This is a genomic window from Colwellia sp. Bg11-28, from assembly GCF_002836245.1.
GTDB lineage: Bacteria > Pseudomonadota > Gammaproteobacteria > Enterobacterales > Alteromonadaceae > Colwellia > Colwellia psychrerythraea_A.
Window position 1 is genome coordinate 53,887 of sequence record NZ_PJBA01000001.1, and the last position, 25,028, is coordinate 78,914.

A 25,028-nucleotide genomic window follows, 5' to 3' on the forward strand; every position below is an offset into this window, starting at 1 on the left:
ATAAACTGGTTTTTTATTTTAATCAGATCTATTTAATCCTATTAAACACTCGCGCTAGTTAGCCGCATCAAGTTTTTTACGTAATGATTTACCCCAAGCTTTAAAGAGATTTTTTGCATCTTTAGCACGCTCCATCGCTGTATTAGGTTGATAGTCATCACCAATGGCTTGTGTACCTTCAAAGATATGAATTAAGCTTCTTGTCTTACCATCACGTAAGTGAACTGATAAATGAAATTCACCAGAGCCTTTCGTTGTTGTTTCAGTATCTTCTTGTGAGGCATATGGCATAAAACTGATAATTTCTACATCAACAATAAGTACGCCCTTACCTTCTTTGTCTACAATGTCGTAGCGACCTTTATTCTCAGTTAAGCCTTTTTCAACACCTTCTTTAAAACGTGCTTTTAAATGAGCTCGATTGCTATCTGTGACTTTCCACTCGAAACTTTCTTTATCAATCCAAGGGGGTGAAATAATTTTAGTGTGGGACAGGTCTAAGTCTTGTATATAAACTTTATCATAACCACTTAATGAAATAATTGGGCTAGCAAAGTTCTTATCCACTGAGATCATTTCACCAGCAATGGCTGATTGACCTGCAAGTGCTAAAGAAAATACACTGGCCGCAAGCGTGGTAAGTATAATTTTTTTCATTGTTAATCCTTTTTATTTATATTACTTAAGAAATTACGTGTAATTTCGTAGCTAGTCAAATGAAACCAATAAAAGAGTACAACTTTATACATTTATTCATTGTTTTTTGCCCTTGTCGCCCTTATTTTAGTTTAATAATCATGATTTTCCATTAAGCCCTATTATGCGTAACCCAAGAATTTTTCAACAAAGTCAATTTGCTCTTAACGAAACAGTGCCATTATCTGATGACGCCTTTGGTCATGTAGTGCGCGTTTTACGTCTAAAAGAAGGTGACACTATTACATTATTCAATGGTGAAGAAGCTTTTCAATATACCGCAACACTCTGTAATGTAAGTAAAAAATCAGCTGATGTAAAAGTTACTTCCCAAGAGGAAAACAACAGTGAATCACCGCTTAATATCCATTTAGGGCAAGGTATTTCTCGTGGCGATAGAATGGACTTTACGTTACAAAAATCGGTAGAGCTTGGCGTAAATACCATTACCCCTTTATTCACCGAGCGCTGCGGAGTAAAACTTAATGCCGAACGTCTTGAGAAAAAACGTCAACAGTGGCAAAAAATTGTCATTAGCGCTTGTGAGCAAAGTGGTCGTGCAAGCGTGCCCGTTGTTGCAGAGCCGATGTTATTAGCTGATTGGTTAAAACAAGAAACCAGTGCTTTGAAAATTAATTTACACCCAAAAGCACAGCATTCCATCATGAGTTTGCCTATGGAAAATACCCGTGTTCGATTACTCATTGGTCCTGAAGGCGGGTTAAGTGATGAAGAAATCACGCAAGCCTATGACAGTGATTTTCACGATGTACTGCTTGGCCCTAGAGTATTACGCACTGAAACGGCGGCATTAACGGCAATTACTGCATTACAATGTCGCTTTGGTGATTTACACTAAATTTATTATTGTTTTTCTCAACTACAAATTAATAATACCAGTTTCATTAATTAGGCGATCTATTTTATACGCAGAAAAAATGACCAAATATAAGACGTTTATTTTAATAACTAGTTGTTCTAATTATTAAATAAACAACGAAATAGTTGGTTATTTTAACCAGTAGAAATGATCACAAAGTTAGTGAGATTGGTATAACAGCTTATGACAAGAACATACCTTAAATGAAGTTTATTGCGAATTGCAACGACAGCATTAAAAATCAACATTGAACAGGATAAAAAATGACTACAAATAAAGTAATAAAACTCGGCATAGTGATGGATCCTATTTCACAAGTTAAAGTAGCAAAAGATTCATCAATGGCGATGATGCTTGAAGCACAGCAACGTGGCTATGAACTTTACTACATGGAAATGAAAGATTTATATCTTGATCAAGGCCAATGTCGTGCCACAACACATCGAGTTAAAGTGTTTGATGATAGTGAGCATTGGTATGAGTTATCAGACCCTCAAGATATAGCCGTGAGTGAGTTAGATGCAGTATTGATGCGTAAAGATCCTCCTTTTGATACTGAATTTATTTACGCAACTTATCTTCTAGAGCGTGCTGAAGTTGAAGGCACACTCATTGTAAATAAACCGCAAAGTTTACGTGATTGTAATGAAAAACTATTTACGGCTTGGTTTAGCGAATTTACTCCTAAAACATTGGTAACACGTAGTAGTGATAAAATTCGAGAATTTCACAATAAACTACAAGACGTTATTATTAAACCTCTTGATGGCATGGGCGGCGCGTCAATATTTCGAATTAAAGCAGACGATGTTAACGTAGGCGTAATTATCGAAACCTTAACCAACCATGGCGAGCAATATGCGATGGTGCAAGAGTTTATGCCAGAGATTGCTGATGGTGATAAACGTATCCTGATTGTTAATGGTGAACCTATGCCTTACTGCCTAGCGCGTATACCTGCTCAGGGTGAAACTCGTGGTAATTTGGCTGCCGGCGGACGTGGTGTTGCTCGCCCTCTTAGTGTTAGTGATAAAGCGATTGCTGATGCAATTGCTCCTGAATTGAAAAAACGTGGTCTATACTTTGTTGGTCTTGATGTTATTGGTGATAAAGTAACTGAGATCAATGTGACGAGTCCTACGTGTATCCGTGAAATTGAAGCTGCTTATCCAATAAATATCAGTGGTAAGTTAATGGATGCGATTGAAGATAATATCAATAAATAAGGGTTGAATTGCATGGAAAAACAACAAAAATTAGAACAAAGAGCAACGATTAAGAGTGATTTTGATTTAGAACCGTCTCAATCAATGAGTAGCTTAGAGAACCAATTATTGATTGCCATGCCATCTCTGGGTGATCCTTATTTTAATAAAACTGTGACTTATATTTGTGAGCATAATGAAGATGGTGCTATGGGCTTGATCATCAACTTGCCCGTTAATATCACCTTAGCTGATTTGCTCAAGCAAATAGAGCCAGATGAAGGTGACAAAACAGGTAACGTAAATAGTAACAGTGAGTTAACCAAAAGTGATGATGTGAATGATATTACGCTTGTCACTGATATTACTAATAGCTTAGAACAATTAGTGCTCGCAGGTGGCCCTATTGCTCAACAGAGAGGGTTCGTTCTGCATAGTTCACAACCAGGTTGGAGTAGCTCTTTAGTCTTGAGTAAAGAGCTGATGATCACCACCTCAAAAGATATCCTAATGGCACTGGGCACTCAACAGGCCCCTGAACAATTCATTGTTACCTTAGGTTATGCTGGTTGGGGACCCGGTCAACTAGAACAAGAGCTACAGGCTAATTCATGGCTCACCACGCCTGCCGACATTGAGATACTTTTTAAAACACCCATTGAGCAACGTTGGAAAAAGGCTACTGAAAAACTGGGTATTGATCTCGCCCATTTATCTACCGATATTGGGCATGCTTAATCGCAGCCCTTTCAGCGCTAGCGTATAAATTACGACACCAAATGCTTCATGAAATTACACCATAATATTACTAAAAGTAATGACCATATCTCAAGGAAAAAAATGTCGACTAAAACTAAATCACCCATTGGCCAACGCACCGTTATTGGATTCGATTTTGGTAAAAAATATATCGGCGTTGCCGTAGGCCAAGAAATGACAGGTAGTGCCACGCCACTAGGTTCGGTTAAGGCCACCGATGGAATTCCTCATTGGGATAACTTAGCTAAGTATCTAAAAGAATGGCAACCTGATTTCATCGTCGTTGGTTTGCCACTAAATATGGACGGTAGTGAGCAACAACTGACTTTAGATGCTAAGAAATTCGGTAACCGAATCCATGGCCGTTTTGGTATACAAGTTGAGTTTCAAGATGAACGATTAACCACTGCCGATGCCAAAGAGCAACTATTTGCTCGCGGCGGTTTTAAAAATTTGAAAAAAGATAATATTGATGCTGAATCAGCTAGGTTAATTATTGAGAGCTATTTTGAGCAACAGTACACTTAATAACTGTGTTTAAACTGCCCTTACCTATTCAACTTAGCCTTCCCTCAATCTAGTCTCTAGCTAGAGAATAAATTGACTTTTAACTCATTGAGATTACACTAAAAACTAGTCTACATTTCAATGAGATTAATATTCATGTCTACGAAGTTTTTCGGTACTTGCCCTACGTTATTTATGCTGTTTTTCACGCTAATATTCCTCAACGCTTGTGATAACAGTAAACCTGGCCTTGCCCTTGGTACATTAGAGCGAGAGCGCATAGCTCACACAGCAACAGTGAGTGAAATCATCACCGCTTTACCTGTTAGTGCAGGTAGCCAAGTCAGTAAAGGCACTGTACTGGTAAAGCTCGATGATACCATTCAAAAAGCGCTGGTTGCTAAAGCCCAAGCGGAAATGCAACAAGCTAAGGCTAATTTAGAAAAAGTGCACAATGGTGCTCGTGAAGAAGAAGTTGCTGCGGCGTCTGCACAAGTTGCTGGTGCTAAAGCAGCGCTAGTAAAAAGCGAAGCTAATTATCAACGTACTAAAATACTCATTAGAAAAGAATTAGCGAGTCAAGCAACACTTGATAATGCCCTTGCGTCGCGTGATGAAAACACCGCTAAACTTCACAATGCACAAGAAAAGTTATTACAACTTATTAATGGCGCCCGCATTGAAGATTTACAAATTGCCGAGGCTATTTTAGCGACAACCATTGCCGTAATGGATAGTGAAAAGAAAAAACTTAAAGATTTAACCATTACCGCCAAGCGTGATGGTTTATTAGATAACTTACCCTGGAACTTAGGCGAACGAGTGACGCAAGGTAGTCCTGTCGCAATTGTATTGGCGGGCAACGCTCCTTTTGCGCGTGTTTATGTGCCAGAACCTTACCGTGTAAAAATAAAAGTCGCCGATAGATTAATGGTACACGTTGATGGCTTGAACGCTCCGATTATCGGCACTGTACGATGGATATCTTCCGAACCCGCGTTTACCCCTTATTATGCGCTAAACCAAGAAGAGCGCGCCAACCTCATGTATTTGGCCGAAATACAATTACCCAATAGTGCAGCAGATTTACCTATGGGTGTCCCAGCGCAAGTTCAAATGCCATGATTATTTCAACCCGAGTCGCGGCCAACAATCAAAATTACAGTCCTGAATTTGCTATAAACGCTAAGAACCTTTGCCGAAACTTCGGTCAATTAGCTGCGATATCGAATTTAGATTTAACCGTCGAAAAACAAACTATTTACGGATTTTTAGGGCCTAATGGTTCAGGTAAAACCACTGCTATTCGATTACTCACTGGCTTATTAAAACCTACCAGTGGTCAGATTAGCGTATTGGATTGTCATTTGCCGCAAGAAGCCAATAAGCTGCGCCTACAAATTGGTTATATGACACAAAAATTTTCACTTTATGATGATCTTACTGTCAAAGAGAACTTACAATTTATCAGTAAGATTTACGGCTTGACCGCTAACGAACAAAAGTCACGTTTGAGCGAGTTATTAAGTACTCATCAATTAACCCAACAAAGCCAGCAACTTGCTGGCAGCATGAGTGGCGGTCAAAAACAACGTTTGGCCCTTGCCGCTGCAGTGATACACAAACCTAAACTGCTCTTTTTAGATGAGCCAACATCAGCAGTTGATCCACAAAATCGCCGAGAGTTTTGGGAACAGTTATTTGATCTTTGCGATCAGGGCACCACTATTTTGGTCTCAACTCATTACATGGATGAAGCTGAACGTTGCCACAAATTAGCCATTTTAGAAAACGGTGTTAAAAGAGCAGACGATACACCTCAAGCATTAATGAATAATATGGCGGCACAAGTTGTTGAGATTGCAGCAAGTGACTTACGATATATAAAAGACAAACTGATCCAACTACCGCAAGTCATCTCAGCCGCTCAGTTAGGTACGCATTTACGCGTTTTAGTTAATAAAGCAGAAAGAAATCCGGTAGGGCTATTACAGCGTCAATCCTGTATTAAACCAACAGATCAACTTGCCATTGTTAGGCCTAGTTTGGAAGATGTCTTTGTCAGCTGCACGGGTCAAAGGGAGGCATTGTAATGAAAACATCTTTATTGAGAATTCAAGCAATCGTCACTAAAGAGTTATTGCAACTTAGCCGCGATAGAATGACCTTTGCCATGGTGATCATGATCCCCCTAGTTCAACTATTGTTATTTGCTTTTGCTATTAACACCAATGTACGGAATATTCCCGTTGGCGTAGTTGACCATAGCCAAACATCGCTAAGTCGCATATTACAACAAACAGTTTCTGCAACAGGTATCATAACCTTCACCCACAGCTATCACTCGGTAAAAGCGGCACAAAAAGCGATTGATAGTAACGAAGTGCGCGCGGTACTGATTATCCCACAAGACGTTAGCCAGCGATTGGTTCGTCATCCCAGTGTCGGCTTTGGTTTACCGCCATCAAGTAAACAAGAAACCAGCAGGCCAATTGCACAATGGTTAGTCGATGGCTCAGACACCGTTATAGCGGGTAGTATAAAGAGTTTGCGCAATATGCCACTAGTTGAACTTCTAGATAAACCGGCCAACCGAAATACCCCGACGTTTGAAGTGACCTTACTCTATAATCCAGAACAACGTAGTGTAGTGAATATTGTACCTGGCCTTGTTGCCGTAATACTGACAATGACGATGATAATGTTTACTTCGGCAGCTATTGTCAGAGAGCAAGAGCGCGGGAATATGGAGATGCTCATTACTACACCACTTGCCCCCATCGAATTGATGATTGGTAAAATATTTCCGTATATTTTCATTGGCGCGATTCAAGTCAGCATTATTTTAGGACTCGGTTATTGGCTTTTTAACGTGCCTTTCAATGGTGGATTGGCCCAACTTGCTATTGCTACCTTGCTGTTTATTTGCGCCAGTTTAGTACTTGGATTAGTCATATCAACCATAGCTAAAAATCAATTACAGTCAATGCAAATGACCATTTTCATTTTGCTCCCCTCAATATTATTATCTGGTTTTATGTTTCCTTATGAAGGTATGCCACTGCCTGCGCAATACATTGCAGAGGCGTTACCCGCTACGCATTTTATTCGCTTAATTAGGGGCGTTGTATTACGTGATGTGGATGTTATTGAGATGAACTTTGATATGTTTTGGTTAATTGGTTTTACCTGTTTTGGCTTGCTCGTTGCCGCATTGCGTTTTAAGAAGACACTTGATTAACTACCTTCAAGTTTAAGGCTTGCTGGCACCAACCATAATCATTGCACGTTTTGGGGTAAATGCCGTGCCTTTGTTATCAACAAACTTAAAAGGTATGGCGATATTTTTTAGTCCTGCATTTTTGATGATAGAAAAGTGCAAGTGAGGGCCAGTGGAAAAGCCTGAGGACCCTGATCGAGCTAACTTATCACCCAGTGCGACTTTATCTCCCTCTTTCACTAATGCTGTATCCATCAAGATATGGGCATACGATGAAAAAGTACCATCATCATGTAATATCTTAATAACATTCGCTTTATCTAAAAAATAGTTTGTTGTGCCACTCATATGGTAATCATCTTTAACCCAAACGACTGTTCCTGCTCGCACTGCCGTTAAGTAAGTACCAACATCCATTGCAATATCTACTGCATACTTATTGTAATCATTGGTATGCGAAAACTTACCATTAAAACCTTGCGTGATTCGATGCCCTTTAGGTGAGCTAAAAGGGGCATGATATTGGTAATTTTCGGCAACGCTGTTTGGAGCCCCTAGCGCCCACCGGTGATCAAGGCTAAGTATTTTGTTTTTGCTTTCAAGTAGAGCGATACGGCCCCTTGCAGGGATAACTTTACTGATAAGCGTTTGGCTAATTGGGGAAGTAAAACCGACTTCGATAGGTGCATAAAAGTCATTTTTAGCATAGAGAGTATAACCTTGTTTGTTCTTTACATTATACAGTTGAACTTTATAGCTTGGTTTTTTCGGGCTAATAAACTGTACTGTAGAAAAGTCTTGCTCTATTACTGGTGGTTTATCGCTAAATACCCAGTTACCATTAGCATCTTTATATTTATACATTTGCCCTGCTTGGCAAAGAGTAAAGCACCCCGCTAACAATAATAGAAACCATAATCCCTTCATAGAAACTTTCCTTGTATTATACCAATCAGACTAACTAAATGATCTTTTTGAATGGCCTAAATATCCAATAACATTGTTGCTTTCAATCCCAATAGCCAGCTATTGCTCAATCAAGCGCCTTGTTCTTGAAAATTTGTACTCATAAAAAATTGATCCATTAATTAATCTAATTGGTATTACTTATCCTGAACTTAGAGTATTGGATGTTTGGTGTATTAAACTTGAAAAATTAATCATATCAAGCTGTCACATCCTAATAAAGCTATGTTATGGTTTTAATCGTGGAGTGAATTAACTCTTCCAATTACACCGTAAACATTATATTAACAGTATTTAGATGCTATTTATGTGCACGGTAATAATAGGTAAAGTATTAAGATACAGACATTAGGTTACAAAGGGAATTTATGAAAAACTTAACACGATTAGTCATTATTTTACTAGCTGCAAGCAGCTGTTTGTCATTTAATTTAAGTGCCGAAATTTATACTTGGACGGATAAAAACGGTAAGGTCCACTTTAGTGACAAACCAATAAATGATGAAAAAGTTACTACAATAAAACCGAGAGAAAATAATAATATATCAAAAACTGTTAGCAGTAACAGTCAATGGCAACAAGACTATAATAAGACTAAGCAAGCTAAAGCAAAAGAAGCACAAACAAAGGCTAAGCAAAAGCAAAAAAATACAGGTTACTGCAATCAACTAAAAAGCGAACTTGCCCTGTATCAGCAAGGTGGACGTCTATACCTGATGTCAGCTGATGGTGAGCGAAATTATCAGAGTGAAGAACAACTAACCGCTAAAAAGAAAAAGTTTACTAAGTTAATTAAAAAAAACTGCCATTAGGCTTTTTAGCAAAATATTAGCTCTGAGACTTAGCAAAGAAAAAGTCAGCGAGAGAGGTAATCATGACCAGAACATTACCTGTTATCAATATTAAAGCGCAGAGTAGTCACCATGCGCTTTTTCTAATGCTCGTTGCAGTAATTATCGCTTTCTCCACCCTAGTATTTAGCCAAGGCTATTGCCGACAATTTCAGTTGGTGTTCACCTTTATCTACCTGTGTTCATTAGTGACTTTTATAACTGGTTTAGCAAAGTACCTAGAACCTAAATACAGTCTATGCCTTAATCCTAAGAGCATAAAATATCAGCATAGATATGGTCACTGGAAAATTGATTGGCAACAAATTCAACGGATTTCATTAATAAATGAAACCTCAGGGCTAACGAAAATACAATTACCCTATATTGGTATTCGTTTAAAAGATGTATCTACGCTGGCTGATAAAATATCACCACGCTTAGCTAACCGTCTCATTCATGAACAAAAACCGCTAGTCGCTTTTGCAATGAGTCAGGATTTGCTTCCCCTTGGGCAAAGCCTTCTTAATTTCGAGCCTTTTATTTTACCTTCGGGTGAAACGTTGACTGGGCCACTAGCTGCATTCCTACATCACTGTACCCTTTTGAATCAAGCGTTGGGCTATCACTTGTTTTTACCTGAAACAGCCATAGACCGTGATCTTAATGAGTTCTATACTTTGTTGATGCAATGTATGAGATCTTCTACTGAATATAACTGAGCATAACTGAGCATAATATAGTTCAGTTATAGGGTCGATCGGGGCATTTTATCAACAAGTAAATCAATAAAGCATCGCACTTTAGGTGATAAGTGTTTTCGGCTTGGATAAATTGCGTAGACATCAATGGTTGGCGTAATGTAATCATTAAATAATATGGCTAGCTTATTATCTTTCAATTCTTTTTCCATGACAAATGCAGGCAACCTGCAAATACCATGACCTGCCAGTACCATGGCTAACTCCATACTGGCGCTATTACATAATAATTTGGCTATTACTTCAACTGGGTTATCAGTGCCATTGTTATGGCTGTAAATCCATTTATTAGCTTGCTTTAAGTTACTGTAACAAATGCACTGATGCTCACTGAGTTGCTCTGGTGATTGCGGTAGACCAAAGCGCTTTAAATAATCATGTGATGCGACAGTATAAGCTTTACAGCTATATATTTTGCGACAAACTAAACTTGATTCCGCTAGTTTATCTGTGGCTCTAATGACTAAATCAAAACCATCTTGCACCAAGTCGACATGGCGGTCATTTAAATCTAAAACCAAATTGACTTCAGGGTATTGGTGCATAAATGCTGACACTACCTCTTGTAAATGGTTTTCTGCAAACGACGTTGGACAGCTTATTTTAAGCACGCCTTTAGGCTCTATATGACTTTGTGTTAACAACGATACCGCATCATGGGCATCAAGTACTAACTGTTGGCATTGTTCATAATACACTTGCCCCTCTGGGGTCAAACTGATTGATCGAGTCGTTCGATTTAACAAACGAACACCGACCCGTGCTTCAAGTTTATTAAGTGTTTTACTGATATAAGAATTTGAATGGCCTGTTGCTATCGCGGCACCAGAAAAGCTTCCGCATTCAACTACTTGGGTAAATATCACCATGCCATCAAAAAGTTTAGAGTCGTTATTATGAGTCATATGGAAAAAGTTATAATCATTAGAGGCTATTAATTACATTTGATTATAGCTATATACTAGCTACATATTAAGTTTTAAGTCTAAATCAAAATGTTTAGGCTAAAGTTGTATACCATTAAACCATCTAATTTATAAATACAATAGGAAGCCATTATTATGAAATTATTAGCCTTTGCAGCCAGCAGCAGTTCAAAATCTATCAACAAACAACTAGCCTCATACGCCGCTTCATTAGTGCCCAATGCTACTGTTGAAGTATTAGATATAAATGAATATGAAATGCCATTATTTAGTCAAGATAAAGAAGAGTTATTAGGTCAGCCAGAAGCTGCAAAATCTTTTTTCGCTAAGCTAGGTCAAGCAGATGCTATTATCATTTCATTTGCTGAGCATAACGGTTCATATACTGCAGCTTACAAAAACTTATTTGATTGGACTTCTCGTATAGATCAGAAGTTATTTCAGAACAAACCAATGGTATTACTGGCAACTTCACCAGGTCCTGGTGGCGCTCAAACGGTATTAACTGCCGCGACAGGCTCTGCGCCTTATTTTGCTGGTGATGTGAAAGCTAGTGTATCGATCCCTAGTTTTTTCGATAATTTCGATAGCGAAAAACAAACAATCAGTAACCCAGTTATCCTAGATGAATTAAAGTCTGCTCTTGCCCAATTAAGTTAAACCTAGCAATCGCTCTGATTTAACAGCATAAATAATAACCACCAATCTGTTTTAACAAGGTTGATGGTTACTATTATGGTGTCAAAGGCTGATTTCAATCAAATTCACTTACTGAGAACTAAAAAACATTGGCGGAAGCCTTCCTCAATTGATTCAAGTTATGAGCTATAACATTTTACCTTGTCGATATTGCACTTAGCCCTTGAATAGTGCGACAAGTTAGCATAGATTTAGTTACATTCTGTTTGCTCAATACTCAATGATTATTCTATGACTCCTGTTAGCTATTTCCCGCACAAAAATAATGATATGTTTGTTGAAAATATTGCTCTTAGCGATATTGCCCAGCATGTACAAACTCCCTTTTATTGCTACTCAAGCACAGCCATTGAAACAAGCTTTCAAGCATATAAAAATGCTTTTAGCAGTCAAGATGCTCTGATTTGTTATGCCGTAAAAGCCAATAGTAACCAAGCGGTACTTGCCACCTTAGCTAAATTAGGCTCAGGTGCAGACGTGGTATCAATGGGTGAAATTCGCCGCGCAATTACGGCAGGCATTCCAGCGGATAAAATTGTCTACTCTGGTGTTGCGAAAACTGAAGAAGAAATTCACTACGCGTTATCGTTAGGTATTTTCCAGTTTAATGTTGAGTCTGAGCCAGAGCTAGAGTTGATATCAAAAGTAGCCACTTCCCTTAACAAAACAGCTGCGATTGCTTTTCGTATTAATCCTGATGTTTGTGCGCAAACCCATGCAAAAATTTCCACAGGGAAAGCAGAAAACAAGTTTGGCGTCCCCATTTCTAAAGCCCGAATTGCCTATAAACGAGCCGCATCATTACCTGGTATAAAAGTGCAAGGTGTTGATGTACATATTGGTTCTCAATTAACTAGTCTGGCTCCTTTTGAAGAAGCGTACCAGCGAATTGCTGAACTAGTTAATGAATTAAGAGCAGATGGTCATGAAATTAGTGTTGTTGATGTTGGCGGTGGTTTAGGTATTACTTATCTTGATGAAATCATCCCGAGCAAGCAAAGCTACGCTGATTTAGTTAAGGCACAACTTGGTCACCTTAATTGCAAAATTATTATTGAGCCGGGTCGTTCATTATTAGGTAATGCGGGCATTCTTGTCTCAAGTGTGGTTTTTATAAAAAATGGCGAAGAACGACAATTTTTGATACTTGATGCGGGTATGAATGACTTGATCAGACCGAGTATGTATGAAGCATATCATCAAATTATTGCCGTGAATAAAGGTGCTAACGAATTAAAAACCTACGACGTGGTAGGCCCTGTTTGTGAAACAGGCGATACTTTTGCTAAAGCAAGACAAGTACATAAATCAGATGCAGGTGATTTGATTGCGATTATGAGCAGTGGTGCTTACGGTTCAGTTATGTCATCTAGCTATAATACGAGAATGTTGGCGCCTGAAGTGATGGTGAAGGGTAATGAATTTGCTATAGTAAAAAAACGCCCGAGTTACGAAGAGATTATCAAACAAGATATTATACCAAGCTGGCTGTAATAGTTACTGGTGATTACCCCTTATTATTAGGTAGCTATCATCACACTTATCGTATCAATGATTTTCCTCTACAGTTTCCACATAAAAAATGGCTTTAATCTTACCGATTGAAAGCCATTTTTACCGATTAACTTTAATTATCAACCAGAAGTAGTTAACACCAACTTGCTTCATTAGTCGGTGTCTTCAACTGCTCTTCAATATTTGCCAATAAGACCCGATAACCTACATTGCCATAAAGTACTTGTCTGCCATTATCAATGATATACGTTGGGCTACCTTTTAAAGACAACAATTTGGCTTGTTGATAATCGGCCATCAAAACAGCTATTGCTCTGCCATCATCTATCGATCTTTTTACTTCATCCGCTTTATAGCCAGCTTTTTCAATAAGCCCAAATAATACGGCTAAATGGCTGATATCTTTACCATCAATAAAAAATGCCTGACGAAATAAGAGCGCAAGCTCGATACTAACGTGTGCCCCCAGTGTTAACTCAACCCCCTTTAAAACAAGGTGTGGGTTAGCCGAAGATTTAGGACGAACACTTTTCCACAATTCAGTATTAATAGGCGCATCTGGATACGGGGCCGCTGCCTTTTGAATATGATTAGAAAATCCTGTGAATCCCTCCTTCTCTTGCCACTGGTTAGGAATTTTATTACTCGCATCACCAAATACATCAAGGTAATGATAGCGCCACTCTATTTTGCCCAATAATTTGTCGTTTAGCTCTTCATTGCGTCGCTGTGCTATCCATGCCCAAACGCATAAAATATCACTGTAATAGTCAATTACAACAGGGGATGCCATGTTTACTCCACTTTACTTAACTAAAATTAATTTACTTAGTATTTACCAAACTAACACCAGGCATTGCAAATATCATCTAGGGTTGAAGTGATTACTGAAACATTTAGATAGCCTACTCGCTTCAATTGCTCCGCAGAAAAGATAGCACGTGCGCCGGTCGCGCAGTGTAAAAAAATAGGCTTCGCTTCATTGGGATACATTTGAAGCATTTTCATTTCAAGCAAACCACGAGGAATATTGATAGTGCCCTCGGCTGATTTTTCAGCATACTCACTGGGCTCACGTACATCGATGATCACACCATTTTCTTGTTTGGCTAACAACATAGCCTCTTCAACAGTCATGATGGTTAATGATTTTCTCGCTTGTGCTATTACTTCAGGTATCGTTTTTAACATACTCATTCCTCTATCATTTATTTTGGCTAAATTTTGTTGGCTTATCCACTACAGCTGACGTTCTTATCTCTTAAGCCTAATTTTTTTAAAATTGTCATCATTAAACACCATTTAGTGAAAGATGATTGTATTAAGTTAACAGCAATAAAAGCAGTAAACCATAGCCAATTTTGAGAGTAATTAACCGCTAAAAAAAGTGATAGTAAAATCATGGTACCGGCAATTAACCGGAGCGCTTCGTTGATTGTCATAACTATTTCCTTATGTTGAAGCTAATATTTCAACTTTTTTTCACATACATTATAAGTAAAAAACAAACATTAGAATTTGCTAATAAATACTATATTAGCCTTTACTAATTTAGAAAACAAGTATAAAGTAAAATACATACCTGCAAACAGATTATTACGGATAAAATTATGAACACTGAACAACAGAAACTTTTAGAAAATGCGACCGAAGTCGCTGGAATTTTGAAGCAATTATCCAACCCTTACCGGTTAATGATCTTGTGTTGTTTAAGTGATAATGAATTGACTGTCGGTGATTTAAATCACCGCATTGATCTTTCACAATCTGCGCTTTCACAACATTTAGCCAAATTAAGAGAAAGTAATATAGTCACAACAAGACGAGAGTCGCAGACAATATTCTATCGTATTGCTAACCCAAAAATAGAAGAATTGCTGCGAGTGTTACATGAGAAATTCTGTAGCGATGAGCCAGGTATTAAAGTTTAACAAGTGGATTAATTATGACCATTAAAAAGACTTTTACCACGACGTTACTGAGTAAAGTACTTAACAGTAAAATCCCGCTCTTTATTTTGATCTTATCAATACTGGCTGGCTTGATGGCACTTAACTTTACTCCACGTGAAGAAGAGCCACAAATTGTTGTGCCCATGATCGATATTATCGTCGATGCCCCAGGAGTTAACGCCAAACAAGTAGAACGTTTAGTTACCACTCCACTGGAAAAACTATTAGCGCAAGTAAAAGGCGTAGAGCACGTTTATTCAGTCAGTAATAGCAATCAATCTGTGGTTACACTGCGATTTACTGTTGGTGAAAATCGCGAACGAGCACTGTTAAATACTTATAACAAATTACACGCTAATACTGAGAAAATTCCTGCCATTGTTAGTAATTGGCGGGTTAAACCTGTTGAAGTAGATGATGTCGCTATTGTCATGTTAGCGTTATACAGCACCGATAGTAGCCAAGTGGATGATTTCGCTTTAAGACGACTTGCACAAGAAGTATCTACCTTTTTACAAGCGATTGAAAATACTAGTGAGGTTACTATTGTTGGTGGTCGCGCCCGCCAAATACAAGTAAATATTAATCCCGAACAAATGACAGCACGACAAGTTACTGTCGATGATATTTTTAATGCCATTAAAGTGTCAAATGTACTTGAAAACCACGGAAATATTACCCTATCGAATCAATCAATAACGCTTGAAAGTGGTGACACCTATCGCGATATTAACGCGCTAAAGCAAACTCCTATAAGTGTTATTGATGGCAGCGTTATTTTACTAAAAGATATCGCTAATGTGATAGATGGACCCGCAGAACAAACTAGTTATACTTGGCTCGATTATGCTAACAACTCAGCTAACGGTGCCAATTATGACCTTCCTATGGTAACCATTAGTATTGCCAAACAACGCGGTAGTAATGCAGTAACTGTTGCCAACGCGGTGCATGAGAAAATAGCACAATTACAATCAGCTATTTTCCCTGCCGATGTCGAAGTACAAGTATTACGCGACTATGGTGCAACCGCTAACGAAAAAGTAAATGATTTAACCACCAGCTTAGCGTTTGCTGTTTTTACCGTGGTAGTATTTATTGGCGTATTTTTAGGTTGGCGATCTGCGTTAGTGGTCGGCTTGGCGGTACCTATTTGTTACGGTATCACCTTATCGCTAGATTTAATTTTTGGCTACACCATTAATCGAGTTACTCTGTTTGCGCTGATTCTATCATTAGGTTTATTAGTCGATGACCCGATTACTGGCGTCGATAATATTGAACGGTATTTAGCAAAAATTAAAGGGAAAGCTAATACTAAAAATATCCAAGACGCCATTGTCTCAGCCATCAACGAAATACGCGTGCCTTTGTTAATGTCTACCGTCACTATTGTACTTGCCTTTATTCCACTTGCCTTTATAACCGGAATGATGGGACCTTATATGGCACCAATGGCCTTTAATGTGCCGCTAAGTGTCATCAGTTCAACCTTGGTCGCTTTTCTAGTTACCCCTTGGTTAGCTGGAAAACTTATTAAAGCTAAACCTGCTTCAACCAACCCCCCTCAGGAAGTAAACCAACAAGGTTTTCAACGCTTATACCGTAAAATATTAACGCCACTGTTAGATAGTCGTGCAAAAGGAAAAGCAATGCTCGGTTTGGTATTAGTGCTATTTTTACTTGCCGCTTTGTTACCTGTTATGCGCTGGGTGCCCCTTAAACTATTACCTTTTGATAATAAAAATGAAGTACAAGTCATTATTGATATGCCCGAAAGTGCCACCCTCGAGCAAACGGCTGCCATGGCAAAAAAAGTGTCCGTCATATTACAAAAAATTCCCGAAGTAACCACCATTGCCAGTTATGTTGGGCTGCCCTCACCGATAGACTTTAACGGTATGGTTAGACAGTACTACCAACGTCATGCACCTTATCTCGCTGATTTGCGAGTACTACTGCTTGATAAAAGCCAACGTGAACACCAATCTCATGCCATTGTATTAAGAATGCGAGAGCACTTAGCACTACTAAATAATGCTCTAGCACAAGACAGCGATATAAAAATACGTGTGGTAGAAGTGCCTCCGGGTCCACCCGTATTAAGTACATTGGTGGCAGAAATATACGGCAATGAATTTACCCAATATGCAAGTTTACAACAAGCAGCAAGCTTAGTTGAACAGCGTCTAACGTTAGAGCCTTTTGTGGTCGAGATAGACTCTACTGTCGGCGGTGAACAAACACAATTACGCTTTGTTAGTGATAAAACCAAAGCAGCACTGTCTGGCATATCAACGGCAAGTATTAATCAAACCATTGGCGTGGCAACAAAAGGACAAGTTGCTGGTTATTTACACCTTGATAATGAAGCATCTCCCTTAGCTATTAATATAAAATTACCGCTTGAACAACGCCAGTCATTAAGTGATTTACAACGCTTATCTTTGAAAGGGCAAGCAGGAATAGTACAAACCAGCACTCCGCAAGGCATTGATATGGCGCCACAACCTCTAGTGTCTTTAGGAGAGCTTGGCGAGTTTATTAAACACACCCGTGATAAACCGATATTCCATAAAGATTTAAGACCTGTTGTTTATGTCACTGCTGATATATCAGGCAGAACACCTGCAGAGGTAATTGCAGACATTAATAGCGATTTAGTTCAGTACCAACCTGATATCAATAATGAGAATATTGAGCCTAGCGATCAAAAGAACTGGCAAGACCGAAGTTTCTTCGCTAATGGTGGCGGTACTGTTTGGCAGTTACCCGATGATATTGAGCTTTCATTTAGTGGTGAAGGTGAATGGCGCATAACCATCAGAGTATTTCGTGATATGGGACTAGCTTTTGCATTCGCACTAACAGCCATATTTATTGTTCTTCGCATACAAACAGGCTCAGCAGCATTATCAGGCATTATAATGTCAGCCATTCCATTAACGGTTATTGGTATTATGCCAGGGTTCTTTTTATTAAATCAATTTGGCGAACGCCAAGTTGCCGGTGCCCCTGATCCTATTTTATTCACCGCAACAGCAATTATAGGCATGATTGCCCTAGCAGGCATAGTAGTTAGAAACTCCTTAATCTTAATTGAATTTATAAACCAAGCTCAACAGCAAGGAGCCCCAATAAAAGAATCATTAATTCAAGCAGGCGCAGTAAGAATGAGACCGGTGTTACTGACCGCAGGGACAACACTGCTGGGGAATTTAATTATCACCTTAGACCCTGTATTTAGTGGACTTGCCATAGCCATAATATTCGGCATTATCTCTTCAACGGTATTTACCTTGCTCGTAGTTCCTATCGTTTATTCCTTAGTTTTTGATGGTAATAAAGCGATAGACAACGAAGTAGATCACCAATTAGACGCTCCATTAGATAATACATTGAACGATTCATTAGAAAATAAGGCTTCATCATGAGTACACCTCAAGTTCAAAAAGAGAATACAGCTAAAAAAATTATTATTCCTTTATTAGCACTTATTATATTACTCGTCATGGTGGCTTGGTTAGCAGGGGCTTTTAACAAAAAAGTATCCCCTGGTTTTGAGGCCCCTTCCCCTACATTAGTTAATTCAATTAGTTATGTTGTAAAAAGCAGCACAGAGGCAATATTTGAAGGTGTTGCTGCCAGTATTACCGCAAAGCAAACAACGATTATCTCTTCAAGACTGCTGGCACGTATCGATAAAATTAACGTACGAGCAGGTGATATTGTTAAACGAGGCGACGTATTAATCACCTTAGAAAATAACGATCTATCATCCAGAGTTATTGAAGCCCAAGAACAAGTTAATGCCATGATTGCAAGATACACAGAGGCACATCAAAATTTTCAACGGGCTAAGGAGTTATTTAATAAAAAAATTGCTTCTCAGTTTGATTTAGATAAGAGCAAGGCTGACTATCAAAGCATTAAGGCGGAGCTTACCGCTGCCAAACAAAGCTTAGCTCAAGCGCAAACAACATTAAGCTATGCAACACTGCGCGCGCCAATTAATGGCAAGGTTGTTGATCGTTTTGCTGAGCCGGGTAATACAGCGCAAGCGGGCGAGAAATTATTATCACTATACAATCCTCTTTCTTTACGTGTTGAAGCTCAAGTGCGTGAACAACTTGCACTTACCCTCACTCAAGGACAAAGTATCAAGGTTGAATTACCAACGATAAAGCAAAATATAGTAGGTCTAGTCGAAGAAATAGTACCTGCAGCAAATACTGGATCTCGTAGTTTTTTAATAAAAGTAAGCTTACCCTACCAAGAAAACTTATTACCTGGCATGTATGCTCGCTTATTAATTCCTGCCGGTCAGGCACAAAAGCTTTATCTACCAAAAAATAGTGTATCTCATGTGGGTCAACTCGACTTTGTTCATGTGCTTATTGATGGGCAAAGTCAAAAGCGTTTTGTACGAATAGACACAAAGGTTAAACCAGGCTTTATTTCAATTATCTCGGGTCTTGTTGATGGAGATATCATCGTTACTACCGATTAAAAATTTGCGATAACTATTCATTGGCAATGATTGGGCATTGAAGATCTTTTTGGTATCAGTGATGATCGAGCATAGCCATTCGCCCGCAAATAAAGTGCTAATACGTGGTCTTATTAGCTGAAATACGCCGATAATGCAAAACTTGATACAATTTATCCTCTCACACTTAGTTACACGTTGGCTATATAGCCAAAATTTGATAGGATCGCGTAAAATTTAATACATCAAAATTTTAATCATTTAATAATCGATTAATAAACCATTTTTTAAGGATGAACATGAAATCTAAAATAGCCATGGCTGCACTGCTTTTATTACCATTTTCAGGTCAATACGCTCTAGCGGAAGAAGCGGCGACTGAAGAAGCATCTGCTTTCACTATTTCTGCCGAATTAGGTATGTTATTTAAAACAGGTAATACTAAAAGTGGCGATATCAAAGCTGGTTTAAACATCAAACATGAAGAAGGCCGCTGGTTAAGCTTATTAGCTTTCAATGCACTAGCTAAAAAGCTTGAAGAAGAAGATGAAATTACGGGTAAAGATTCATTTGAAAGCACTGATAATAAGTGGGACATCCTAGGTCAAACTAACTACTCACTAGAAGAAGGTGGTAAAAACTACATCTACGGTAACGCTTATTACGAACAAGATAAGTTCAGTGGCTTCTCTTACCAAACTTCTGCCTCTGTTGGTTGGGGTCGTCACTGGTGGGAAACTGAAACCAGCTCACTTTTTGCTGACATTGGTCCAGGTGTAAAATATGACGTTCTTCGCGCTATATCTGCAACAGGTACTGATCCTGCAGTTAAAGAAACGGGTGAATCAGCTGTTATTGTTCAAGCTCAAGCTTTATATACTAAACAAATCAATGACTTTGTTGAATTTAAACAGTATTTTGTTGCTAAGCAAGCATTTGAATCTGATAAAAACAGTGTTTATAAATCAGAAACCTCATTGACTACTAAGTTAATTGACTCATTACAGTTCAAATTCGCTTTTCGTGTTGATTACGATACTGAAGTAGAAGAAGGTTTTGAAAATACTAACACTGAAACATCAGTAACTTTAGTTTATAGCTTCTAAACTGTAAGCAATACCTCAGAGGTTGTTGCTTGTTTACTAATAAAAAAGGCTGTCACTTCATTTTAGAAGGCAGCCTTTTTTTGTGTCTTAATTATTTATTCATCAACTAAAACGTACTTCTCATTCTGCTAAAAACAAAAAACCAGCCACTAAGGCTGGTTTTTATTAGTCAATTAGGAAAACCTAATTGGAACTAGTTTCTATTAAAACTGGTTAGACGTATTGTTAGCGCCGCCTGCTTTAAGTGCGTTCTCACCAGCAAAGTATTCTTTGTGATCATCACCCATGTCAGAGCCTGACATGTTTTGATGTTTAACACAGGCGATACCTTGACGAATTTCTTTACGTTGTACACCTTCAACATAACCAAGCATACCCGCATCACCGAAGTACTCTTTAGCCAAGTTATCAACAGACAATGCCGTTGTATGGTAAGTAGGAAGTGTGATTAGGTGATGGAAAATACCGGCTTCACGTGACGTATCAGCTTGGAAAGTACGGATCTTGTCATCAGCTTTAGCAGCTAATTCACTTGAATCGTAATCTTCATTCATTAAGTCAGCACGAACATAGCTAGATACATCTTCACCAGCTTCAACCATTGCGTCGAATGCTTGTTGACGGAAGTTTAACGTCCAGTTAAATGATGGGCTGTTGTTGTAAACAAGCTTAGCATTTGGAATCACTTTACGTACTTCATTCATCATACCCGCGATATCTTTCACGCTCGGTGTTGCAGTTTCAATCCAAAGAAGGTCAGCGCCGGCTTTAATTGCTTCGATGCTATCAAATACACAACGCTCTTCACCAGTACCTTGACGGAATTGGTATAAACCAGAAGGTAAACGCTTAGGACGTACTAATTTACCGTCACGATTGAAACATACATCGCCTTCAGCCATATCAGCTACGTCAATTTCTTCAACGTCTAGGAAAGAGTTATATATATCGCCTTGATCACCCGGTTCTTTAACAACAGCGATTTCTTTAGTAAGACCAGCACCTTCAGAATCAGTACGTGAAACGATAATACCGTTGTCGATACCTAGTTCTAGGAAAGCATGACGTAATGCACGAATCTTAGAATGGAAATCAGCGTGAGGAACCGTTACTTTACCGTCTTGATGTCCACATTGCTTTTCATCAGCAACTTGGTTTTCAATTTGAAGAGCACAAGCACCCGCTTCAATCATTTGCTTAGCCATTAAGTAAGTCGCTTCAGCATTACCAAAACCAGCATCAATATCAGCAATAATTGGCACAACATGAGTAACATGGTTATCAATTTGATCTTGGATAGCAGCTTTATCGCCAGCATTTGCTGCGTCTAGTTCACGGAAAAGACCACCTAGTTCACGTGCATCAGCTTGACGTAGGAAGGTATAAAGCTCTTCAACCAAAGAAGCTACAGAAGTTTTCTCATGCATAGATTGATCAGGAAGAGGACCAAATTCGCTACGTAGTGCTGCAACCATCCAACCAGAAAGGTATAAATAACGACGGTCTGTTTTGCCATCAAAATGCTTCTTGATAGAAATCATTTTCTGTTGGCCAACAAAACCATGCCAGCAACCTAGAGATTGAGTGTATTTAGAGCTATCAGCATCATAAGCTTCCATGTCAGCACGCATAATGTCTGCAGTATACTGAGCAATCTCTAAACCAGTTTTGAATTTGTTCTGTGCACGCATTCGAGCTACAGATTCTGGGTTTATAGCATCCCAAGAGCTACCTGCATTTGCTTTAATCGCTTGAACCGCTTCTATTGCACTTTGATAGTTAGACATAACATTCTCCAAAAGTCTTGTTGTAGATAAAATAATATTTATTAGTAAAGGCTGATTAACGTTCTACTTAGAGTAACTAAGCCAGAGGTATAAACCTCCGAATGAATCTCAAAAAAGAAGCTTTCACACCGGACTACAAAAATAATACCCATGTTCTCAGTATTTTTGAAATATATAACCTACATTGCCGTCATTCACGACATGAATAAACATCGTCATTGATCGATCTAATTAGGTACTTCTTATTACTATAATGATAAAATTTCATTGAATTAGCCCCGCATTTAGCTTATATCTACCTGACTTATATTTATTAAGAGAGCCATTAATCACATGAATATTTCTAAAATTGATTTAAATTTGCTTATTTATTTAGACGTATTGCTACGAGAGAAGAATGTTACCCGGGCAGCCAGCCAACTTAACATCACACAACCGGCAATGAGTAACGGCTTAAAACGACTAAGGACTTTATTTAACGATCCTATTTTAGTACGAACTTCTGACGGTATGGTTCCCACAGAGCGGGCTCGAGCGTTAGCACCTAGTATTCGTAAAATATTGCTTGAATTAGAAGAAGCATTGCAAGGTGAAGAGGAATTTAACGAATTAAAGAGCCAACGTGTATTTAGAATAATGGCCAGTGATTATGCCGCATCAACCTTAATTCCCACTCTATTAAGATCTTTAAATAAAGTTGCTCCCAACATTACTCTTGATATCATGACTCCGAGTGATGTGACCTTTCATGATGTTGAGGCAGGTAAAATTGATATGGCGATTAATCGCTTTGATGAATTACCGCAATCCTTTCACCAAAAAGCCATTTGGCGTGACTCTTTCTCTTGTTTATTAAGTGCTGATAGCCCATTGGTGAGTAAATTTAACTTAAATGCTTATCTAGGTGCAAAACATGTCTGGGTTTCAAAGACCGGCTTTGGTGTTGGCGTGGGGATGGATCCTAAAGATGTTCAGAAACTCGGTTGGGTTGATGAAGCACTTGCCCGTTTAGGTAAGAAACGTGACATAAAGGTTTTTACTCGTAATTATCATGTTGCTATGCAGTTGGCTTATGAAGATAACTTAATTGCAACGTTGCCGACCAAAGCTGCGCAGTTACACAAGAATGACAGCAACTATACTATTATAAAACCGCCTTTTGAAATCCCTGAAATAGAATTAAAAATGATCTGGAGCCCTTTGCTTCATCACGACGCCAGCCATATTTGGTTTAGACAATTAGTGATTGCCGCGGCCCTAAAATGCCAGGAGAATATGTAACTCACCATGAAGAATGTGCTCTATACCATTTTCGCTATCAGTATATGTTTGATGCTAGGAAAGCTTGCTAATTATCTATTAGCAGCTTTACCGGCTAGTTTATATGGCATGATTATTTACGCGCTATTTTTACAACTCAATTGGTTTAGTCCCGATAAGATAACCAAAACTAATCAGTGGTTTATTAAGCATATGGGGGTCTGTCTAGTACCTGCAGGCATGGGGATAATCAACCATTTCCAACTCATTCAACAACATGGTATTGCTTTAGTGGTTATTATTTTTAGCTCAACGTTTATCTTACTCACCGTTATTGGCTACTTGAGCGAGCGTTATTTAATAACGCCGGATAATATCAAGAGCAAAGCACCGACAGGCTCAAGATAATGCTGACTACTTTCATTGTTAACAGCCCTATATTGGCAAGCATAGTTTTTACCTTAATCACTATAGCAACTTATCAGTTTGCCTCCGCTTGCCAACAAAAATGGCAATACATTTGGTTAAACCCTATGCTGTTTACTATTAGCATATTGGTTCCTTTCTTACTGTTAATTGATATTAATTACCAAGAATATAGTCAGACAACAGAGATACTTAACCTTTTACTAGAGCCAGCTATTGTTGCCCTCGGCTTGCCTCTTTATCAGCAATTTAAGCAGATACGCTTCTATTGGCGAGAAATGACCGCTATTTTAGTCTTAGGTATTACAGTCGTTATTACCGTAAGCTTTTTACTTGCTATGTGGTTAATAAAAGCACCAGAGATTGCCATCGCTTTGTCATTAAAATCTGTCACAACCCCCATAGGCATTACTTTAACAGAACAGTTGTTTGGTGATAGCTCTATCACGGCTTTTGCTATCTTGATTGCTGGTTTATTTGGTGCATTACTGGGACCTCAATGGCTGAGTTTTATTGGCATAAACTCAGCTAAAGCACAGGGGTTAGCCATTGGTAGCGCCAGTCATGTTATTGGCACTGCAGTACTCGTTCGCAAGAGCGCAGAGCATGGCGCATACAGCTCTGTTGCACTGATTTTATCCGCTATACTCACCGCACTGATCAGCCCTTGGTTAATACCTCTATTACAGCGGTTAGTTACCTAGTCCTTTAAAGTAAGCTCAAACACAGGCAATCATCAAACACCATTCACAATATGAATGGTGTTTATCATAAAGTACAATAATGTGTATTAATGTACTAGTGCGTCACTTAAAATTAAAAAATATTAATATTTAACAAATACTTACTATTTGATGTGCTCTAATTAATGTTTCTCAAGTCCCTTAGTTATTCTAAAGCACTATTGCCAGCAGTGATAATAAACCATAGGATTATCACTAATATGTATTTCTAGCGCTACTTTGACCTAATAATTGTTAAAGTGGTGATTATATAGCAGTGTGTATACCCGATCTACTTGAAGATGCTCGTTTCAGGGAGTCT

Annotated in this window: 25 protein-coding genes; 18 read left to right on the forward strand and 7 right to left on the reverse strand. The window is 38.6% G+C overall.

Annotation, left to right across the window (positions count from 1 at the left end; all coding sequences use genetic code 11):
• Positions 1 to 54: 54 nt before the first annotated feature.
• Positions 55 to 657, reverse strand: a complete 603-nt coding sequence (locus tag CXF79_RS00200; protein ID WP_011042092.1) for a DUF3313 family protein — start codon at positions 655 to 657, stop codon at positions 55 to 57.
• A gap of 163 nt (positions 658 to 820) precedes the next feature.
• Here CXF79_RS00200 and rsmE point away from each other — a divergent pair, with 163 nt between their 5' ends.
• The 7 genes from rsmE to CXF79_RS00235 all read left to right on the forward strand — a co-directional run bounded on the left by rsmE (position 821) and on the right by CXF79_RS00235 (position 7,288).
• Positions 821 to 1,555: a 16S rRNA (uracil(1498)-N(3))-methyltransferase gene (gene rsmE, locus CXF79_RS00205; RefSeq protein ID WP_101153479.1), complete on the forward strand. Its 735-nt coding sequence runs from the start codon at positions 821 to 823 to the stop codon at positions 1,553 to 1,555.
• 284 nt (positions 1,556 to 1,839) lie between these two features.
• Positions 1,840 to 2,802: a glutathione synthase gene (gene gshB / locus CXF79_RS00210; protein ID WP_011042090.1), complete on the forward strand. Its 963-nt coding sequence runs from the start codon at positions 1,840 to 1,842 to the stop codon at positions 2,800 to 2,802.
• A gap of 84 nt (positions 2,803 to 2,886) precedes the next feature.
• Positions 2,887 to 3,519, forward strand: coding sequence for a YqgE/AlgH family protein (locus CXF79_RS00215; RefSeq protein WP_041737367.1), 633 nt, complete (start codon positions 2,887 to 2,889; stop codon positions 3,517 to 3,519).
• Between the two features lie 102 nt (positions 3,520 to 3,621).
• Entirely contained in the window at positions 3,622 to 4,068 is a 447-nt protein-coding gene (gene ruvX, locus CXF79_RS00220; RefSeq protein ID WP_011042088.1) for a Holliday junction resolvase RuvX, read from the forward strand.
• 135 nt (positions 4,069 to 4,203) lie between these two features.
• Positions 4,204 to 5,172: an HlyD family secretion protein gene (locus tag CXF79_RS00225; RefSeq protein ID WP_011042087.1), complete on the forward strand. Its 969-nt coding sequence runs from the start codon at positions 4,204 to 4,206 to the stop codon at positions 5,170 to 5,172.
• Positions 5,169 to 6,140 (forward strand): ABC transporter ATP-binding protein, encoded by a 972-nt coding sequence (locus CXF79_RS00230; RefSeq protein ID WP_011042086.1) that lies wholly within the window; start codon positions 5,169 to 5,171, stop codon positions 6,138 to 6,140. The genes CXF79_RS00225 and CXF79_RS00230 overlap by 4 nt, the downstream gene beginning before the upstream one ends.
• Positions 6,140 to 7,288 (forward strand): ABC transporter permease, encoded by a 1,149-nt coding sequence (locus CXF79_RS00235; RefSeq protein ID WP_011042085.1) that lies wholly within the window; start codon positions 6,140 to 6,142, stop codon positions 7,286 to 7,288. Before CXF79_RS00230 ends, CXF79_RS00235 begins: the two co-directional genes overlap by 1 nt.
• Positions 7,289 to 7,300: 12 nt before the next feature.
• Here the strand turns inward: CXF79_RS00235 and CXF79_RS00240 are convergent, their stop codons facing one another.
• Positions 7,301 to 8,194, reverse strand: coding sequence for a peptidoglycan DD-metalloendopeptidase family protein (locus tag CXF79_RS00240; protein WP_101153480.1), 894 nt, complete (start codon positions 8,192 to 8,194; stop codon positions 7,301 to 7,303).
• Positions 8,195 to 8,601: 407 nt separating this feature from the next.
• On the opposite strand from CXF79_RS00240, the gene CXF79_RS00245 reads away from it, so the two are divergent.
• Both CXF79_RS00245 and CXF79_RS00250 read left to right on the forward strand, forming a co-directional pair.
• Positions 8,602 to 9,045, forward strand: a complete 444-nt coding sequence (locus tag CXF79_RS00245) for a DUF4124 domain-containing protein (protein ID WP_101153481.1) — start codon at positions 8,602 to 8,604, stop codon at positions 9,043 to 9,045.
• A gap of 62 nt (positions 9,046 to 9,107) precedes the next feature.
• The gene (locus tag CXF79_RS00250) at positions 9,108 to 9,785 is read left to right on the forward strand and encodes a DUF2982 domain-containing protein (protein WP_101153482.1); all 678 of its coding nucleotides are present in this window, start codon (positions 9,108 to 9,110) and stop codon (positions 9,783 to 9,785) included.
• 26 nt (positions 9,786 to 9,811) lie between these two features.
• Here CXF79_RS00250 and CXF79_RS00255 read toward each other — a convergent pair whose 3' ends face one another.
• Entirely contained in the window at positions 9,812 to 10,729 is a 918-nt protein-coding gene (locus CXF79_RS00255) for a LysR family transcriptional regulator (RefSeq protein WP_198560012.1), read from the reverse strand.
• Between the two features lie 156 nt (positions 10,730 to 10,885).
• Here CXF79_RS00255 and CXF79_RS00260 point away from each other — a divergent pair, with 156 nt between their 5' ends.
• On the forward strand, positions 10,886 to 11,410 hold the full coding sequence (locus CXF79_RS00260; protein ID WP_101153483.1) for an NADPH-dependent FMN reductase: 525 nt from the start codon (positions 10,886 to 10,888) through the stop codon (positions 11,408 to 11,410).
• Between the two features lie 270 nt (positions 11,411 to 11,680).
• The gene (gene lysA / locus CXF79_RS00265) at positions 11,681 to 12,943 is read left to right on the forward strand and encodes a diaminopimelate decarboxylase (RefSeq protein WP_101153484.1); all 1,263 of its coding nucleotides are present in this window, start codon (positions 11,681 to 11,683) and stop codon (positions 12,941 to 12,943) included.
• A gap of 154 nt (positions 12,944 to 13,097) precedes the next feature.
• Here lysA and CXF79_RS00270 read toward each other — a convergent pair whose 3' ends face one another.
• The 3 genes from CXF79_RS00270 to CXF79_RS00280 are packed head-to-tail and all read right to left on the reverse strand — an operon-like array spanning position 13,098 to position 14,406.
• Positions 13,098 to 13,757, reverse strand: a complete 660-nt coding sequence (locus tag CXF79_RS00270) for a DsbA family oxidoreductase (protein WP_101153485.1) — start codon at positions 13,755 to 13,757, stop codon at positions 13,098 to 13,100.
• A gap of 50 nt (positions 13,758 to 13,807) precedes the next feature.
• Entirely contained in the window at positions 13,808 to 14,155 is a 348-nt protein-coding gene (locus CXF79_RS00275) for a rhodanese-like domain-containing protein (RefSeq protein ID WP_101153486.1), read from the reverse strand.
• Between the two features lie 41 nt (positions 14,156 to 14,196).
• Entirely contained in the window at positions 14,197 to 14,406 is a 210-nt protein-coding gene (locus CXF79_RS00280; protein WP_101153487.1) for a YgaP family membrane protein, read from the reverse strand.
• Between the two features lie 168 nt (positions 14,407 to 14,574).
• Between CXF79_RS00280 and CXF79_RS00285 the strand changes: the two genes are divergently transcribed.
• From CXF79_RS00285 to CXF79_RS00300, 4 genes are all read left to right on the forward strand, one after another.
• Positions 14,575 to 14,895, forward strand: coding sequence for an ArsR/SmtB family transcription factor (locus CXF79_RS00285; protein WP_101153488.1), 321 nt, complete (start codon positions 14,575 to 14,577; stop codon positions 14,893 to 14,895).
• A 14-nt stretch (positions 14,896 to 14,909) separates the two neighbouring features.
• Entirely contained in the window at positions 14,910 to 18,350 is a 3,441-nt protein-coding gene (locus CXF79_RS00290) for an efflux RND transporter permease subunit (protein ID WP_101153489.1), read from the forward strand.
• Positions 18,347 to 19,426, forward strand: coding sequence for an efflux RND transporter periplasmic adaptor subunit (locus CXF79_RS00295; protein WP_101153490.1), 1,080 nt, complete (start codon positions 18,347 to 18,349; stop codon positions 19,424 to 19,426). Before CXF79_RS00290 ends, CXF79_RS00295 begins: the two co-directional genes overlap by 4 nt.
• A gap of 278 nt (positions 19,427 to 19,704) precedes the next feature.
• A complete protein-coding gene (locus tag CXF79_RS00300) occupies positions 19,705 to 20,511 on the forward strand; it encodes a DUF481 domain-containing protein (RefSeq protein ID WP_101153491.1) in 807 nt (268 codons plus the stop codon).
• A 203-nt stretch (positions 20,512 to 20,714) separates the two neighbouring features.
• Here the strand turns inward: CXF79_RS00300 and CXF79_RS00305 are convergent, their stop codons facing one another.
• Positions 20,715 to 22,298 carry an isocitrate lyase gene (locus CXF79_RS00305; RefSeq protein WP_101153492.1) on the reverse strand — a complete coding sequence of 528 codons (1,584 nt, stop codon included), beginning with the start codon at positions 22,296 to 22,298 and terminating at the stop codon, positions 20,715 to 20,717.
• Positions 22,299 to 22,631: 333 nt separating this feature from the next.
• Between CXF79_RS00305 and CXF79_RS00310 the strand changes: the two genes are divergently transcribed.
• From CXF79_RS00310 to CXF79_RS00320, 3 genes are read left to right on the forward strand one after another with little or no spacing between them, the layout of a single operon-like run.
• A complete protein-coding gene (locus tag CXF79_RS00310) occupies positions 22,632 to 23,579 on the forward strand; it encodes a LysR family transcriptional regulator (RefSeq protein WP_011042068.1) in 948 nt (315 codons plus the stop codon).
• A gap of 6 nt (positions 23,580 to 23,585) precedes the next feature.
• Positions 23,586 to 23,966: a CidA/LrgA family protein gene (locus CXF79_RS00315; protein WP_101153493.1), complete on the forward strand. Its 381-nt coding sequence runs from the start codon at positions 23,586 to 23,588 to the stop codon at positions 23,964 to 23,966.
• Positions 23,966 to 24,688: an LrgB family protein gene (locus tag CXF79_RS00320; protein WP_101153494.1), complete on the forward strand. Its 723-nt coding sequence runs from the start codon at positions 23,966 to 23,968 to the stop codon at positions 24,686 to 24,688. The genes CXF79_RS00315 and CXF79_RS00320 overlap by 1 nt, the downstream gene beginning before the upstream one ends.
• Positions 24,689 to 25,028 lie beyond the last annotated feature (340 nt).

What these genes read in the sequence shown, in the direction of transcription:
- CXF79_RS00280 (WP_101153487.1), bottom strand. Translation starts at nt 14,406, where the DNA reads ATGACAATCAACGAAGCGCTCCGGTTAATTGCCGGTACCATGATTTTA.
- lysA (WP_101153484.1), top strand. Translation starts at nt 11,681, where the DNA reads ATGACTCCTGTTAGCTATTTCCCGCACAAAAATAATGATATGTTTGTT.
- CXF79_RS00240 (WP_101153480.1), bottom strand. Translation starts at nt 8,194, where the DNA reads ATGAAGGGATTATGGTTTCTATTATTGTTAGCGGGGTGCTTTACTCTT.
- ruvX (WP_011042088.1), top strand. Translation starts at nt 3,622, where the DNA reads ATGTCGACTAAAACTAAATCACCCATTGGCCAACGCACCGTTATTGGA.
- CXF79_RS00235 (WP_011042085.1), top strand. Translation starts at nt 6,140, where the DNA reads ATGAAAACATCTTTATTGAGAATTCAAGCAATCGTCACTAAAGAGTTA.
- CXF79_RS00285 (WP_101153488.1), top strand. Translation starts at nt 14,575, where the DNA reads ATGAACACTGAACAACAGAAACTTTTAGAAAATGCGACCGAAGTCGCT.
- CXF79_RS00275 (WP_101153486.1), bottom strand. Translation starts at nt 14,155, where the DNA reads ATGTTAAAAACGATACCTGAAGTAATAGCACAAGCGAGAAAATCATTA.
- CXF79_RS00215 (WP_041737367.1), top strand. Translation starts at nt 2,887, where the DNA reads ATGAGTAGCTTAGAGAACCAATTATTGATTGCCATGCCATCTCTGGGT.
- CXF79_RS00300 (WP_101153491.1), top strand. Translation starts at nt 19,705, where the DNA reads ATGAAATCTAAAATAGCCATGGCTGCACTGCTTTTATTACCATTTTCA.
- CXF79_RS00270 (WP_101153485.1), bottom strand. Translation starts at nt 13,757, where the DNA reads ATGGCATCCCCTGTTGTAATTGACTATTACAGTGATATTTTATGCGTT.
- CXF79_RS00305 (WP_101153492.1), bottom strand. Translation starts at nt 22,298, where the DNA reads ATGTCTAACTATCAAAGTGCAATAGAAGCGGTTCAAGCGATTAAAGCA.
- CXF79_RS00315 (WP_101153493.1), top strand. Translation starts at nt 23,586, where the DNA reads ATGAAGAATGTGCTCTATACCATTTTCGCTATCAGTATATGTTTGATG.
- rsmE (WP_101153479.1), top strand. Translation starts at nt 821, where the DNA reads ATGCGTAACCCAAGAATTTTTCAACAAAGTCAATTTGCTCTTAACGAA.
- CXF79_RS00245 (WP_101153481.1), top strand. Translation starts at nt 8,602, where the DNA reads ATGAAAAACTTAACACGATTAGTCATTATTTTACTAGCTGCAAGCAGC.
- CXF79_RS00255 (WP_198560012.1), bottom strand. Translation starts at nt 10,729, where the DNA reads ATGACTCATAATAACGACTCTAAACTTTTTGATGGCATGGTGATATTT.
- CXF79_RS00225 (WP_011042087.1), top strand. Translation starts at nt 4,204, where the DNA reads ATGTCTACGAAGTTTTTCGGTACTTGCCCTACGTTATTTATGCTGTTT.
- CXF79_RS00310 (WP_011042068.1), top strand. Translation starts at nt 22,632, where the DNA reads ATGAATATTTCTAAAATTGATTTAAATTTGCTTATTTATTTAGACGTA.
- CXF79_RS00260 (WP_101153483.1), top strand. Translation starts at nt 10,886, where the DNA reads ATGAAATTATTAGCCTTTGCAGCCAGCAGCAGTTCAAAATCTATCAAC.
- CXF79_RS00295 (WP_101153490.1), top strand. Translation starts at nt 18,347, where the DNA reads ATGAGTACACCTCAAGTTCAAAAAGAGAATACAGCTAAAAAAATTATT.
- CXF79_RS00230 (WP_011042086.1), top strand. Translation starts at nt 5,169, where the DNA reads ATGATTATTTCAACCCGAGTCGCGGCCAACAATCAAAATTACAGTCCT.
- CXF79_RS00320 (WP_101153494.1), top strand. Translation starts at nt 23,966, where the DNA reads ATGCTGACTACTTTCATTGTTAACAGCCCTATATTGGCAAGCATAGTT.
- gshB (WP_011042090.1), top strand. Translation starts at nt 1,840, where the DNA reads ATGACTACAAATAAAGTAATAAAACTCGGCATAGTGATGGATCCTATT.
- CXF79_RS00290 (WP_101153489.1), top strand. Translation starts at nt 14,910, where the DNA reads ATGACCATTAAAAAGACTTTTACCACGACGTTACTGAGTAAAGTACTT.
- CXF79_RS00200 (WP_011042092.1), bottom strand. Translation starts at nt 657, where the DNA reads ATGAAAAAAATTATACTTACCACGCTTGCGGCCAGTGTATTTTCTTTA.
- CXF79_RS00250 (WP_101153482.1), top strand. Translation starts at nt 9,108, where the DNA reads ATGACCAGAACATTACCTGTTATCAATATTAAAGCGCAGAGTAGTCAC.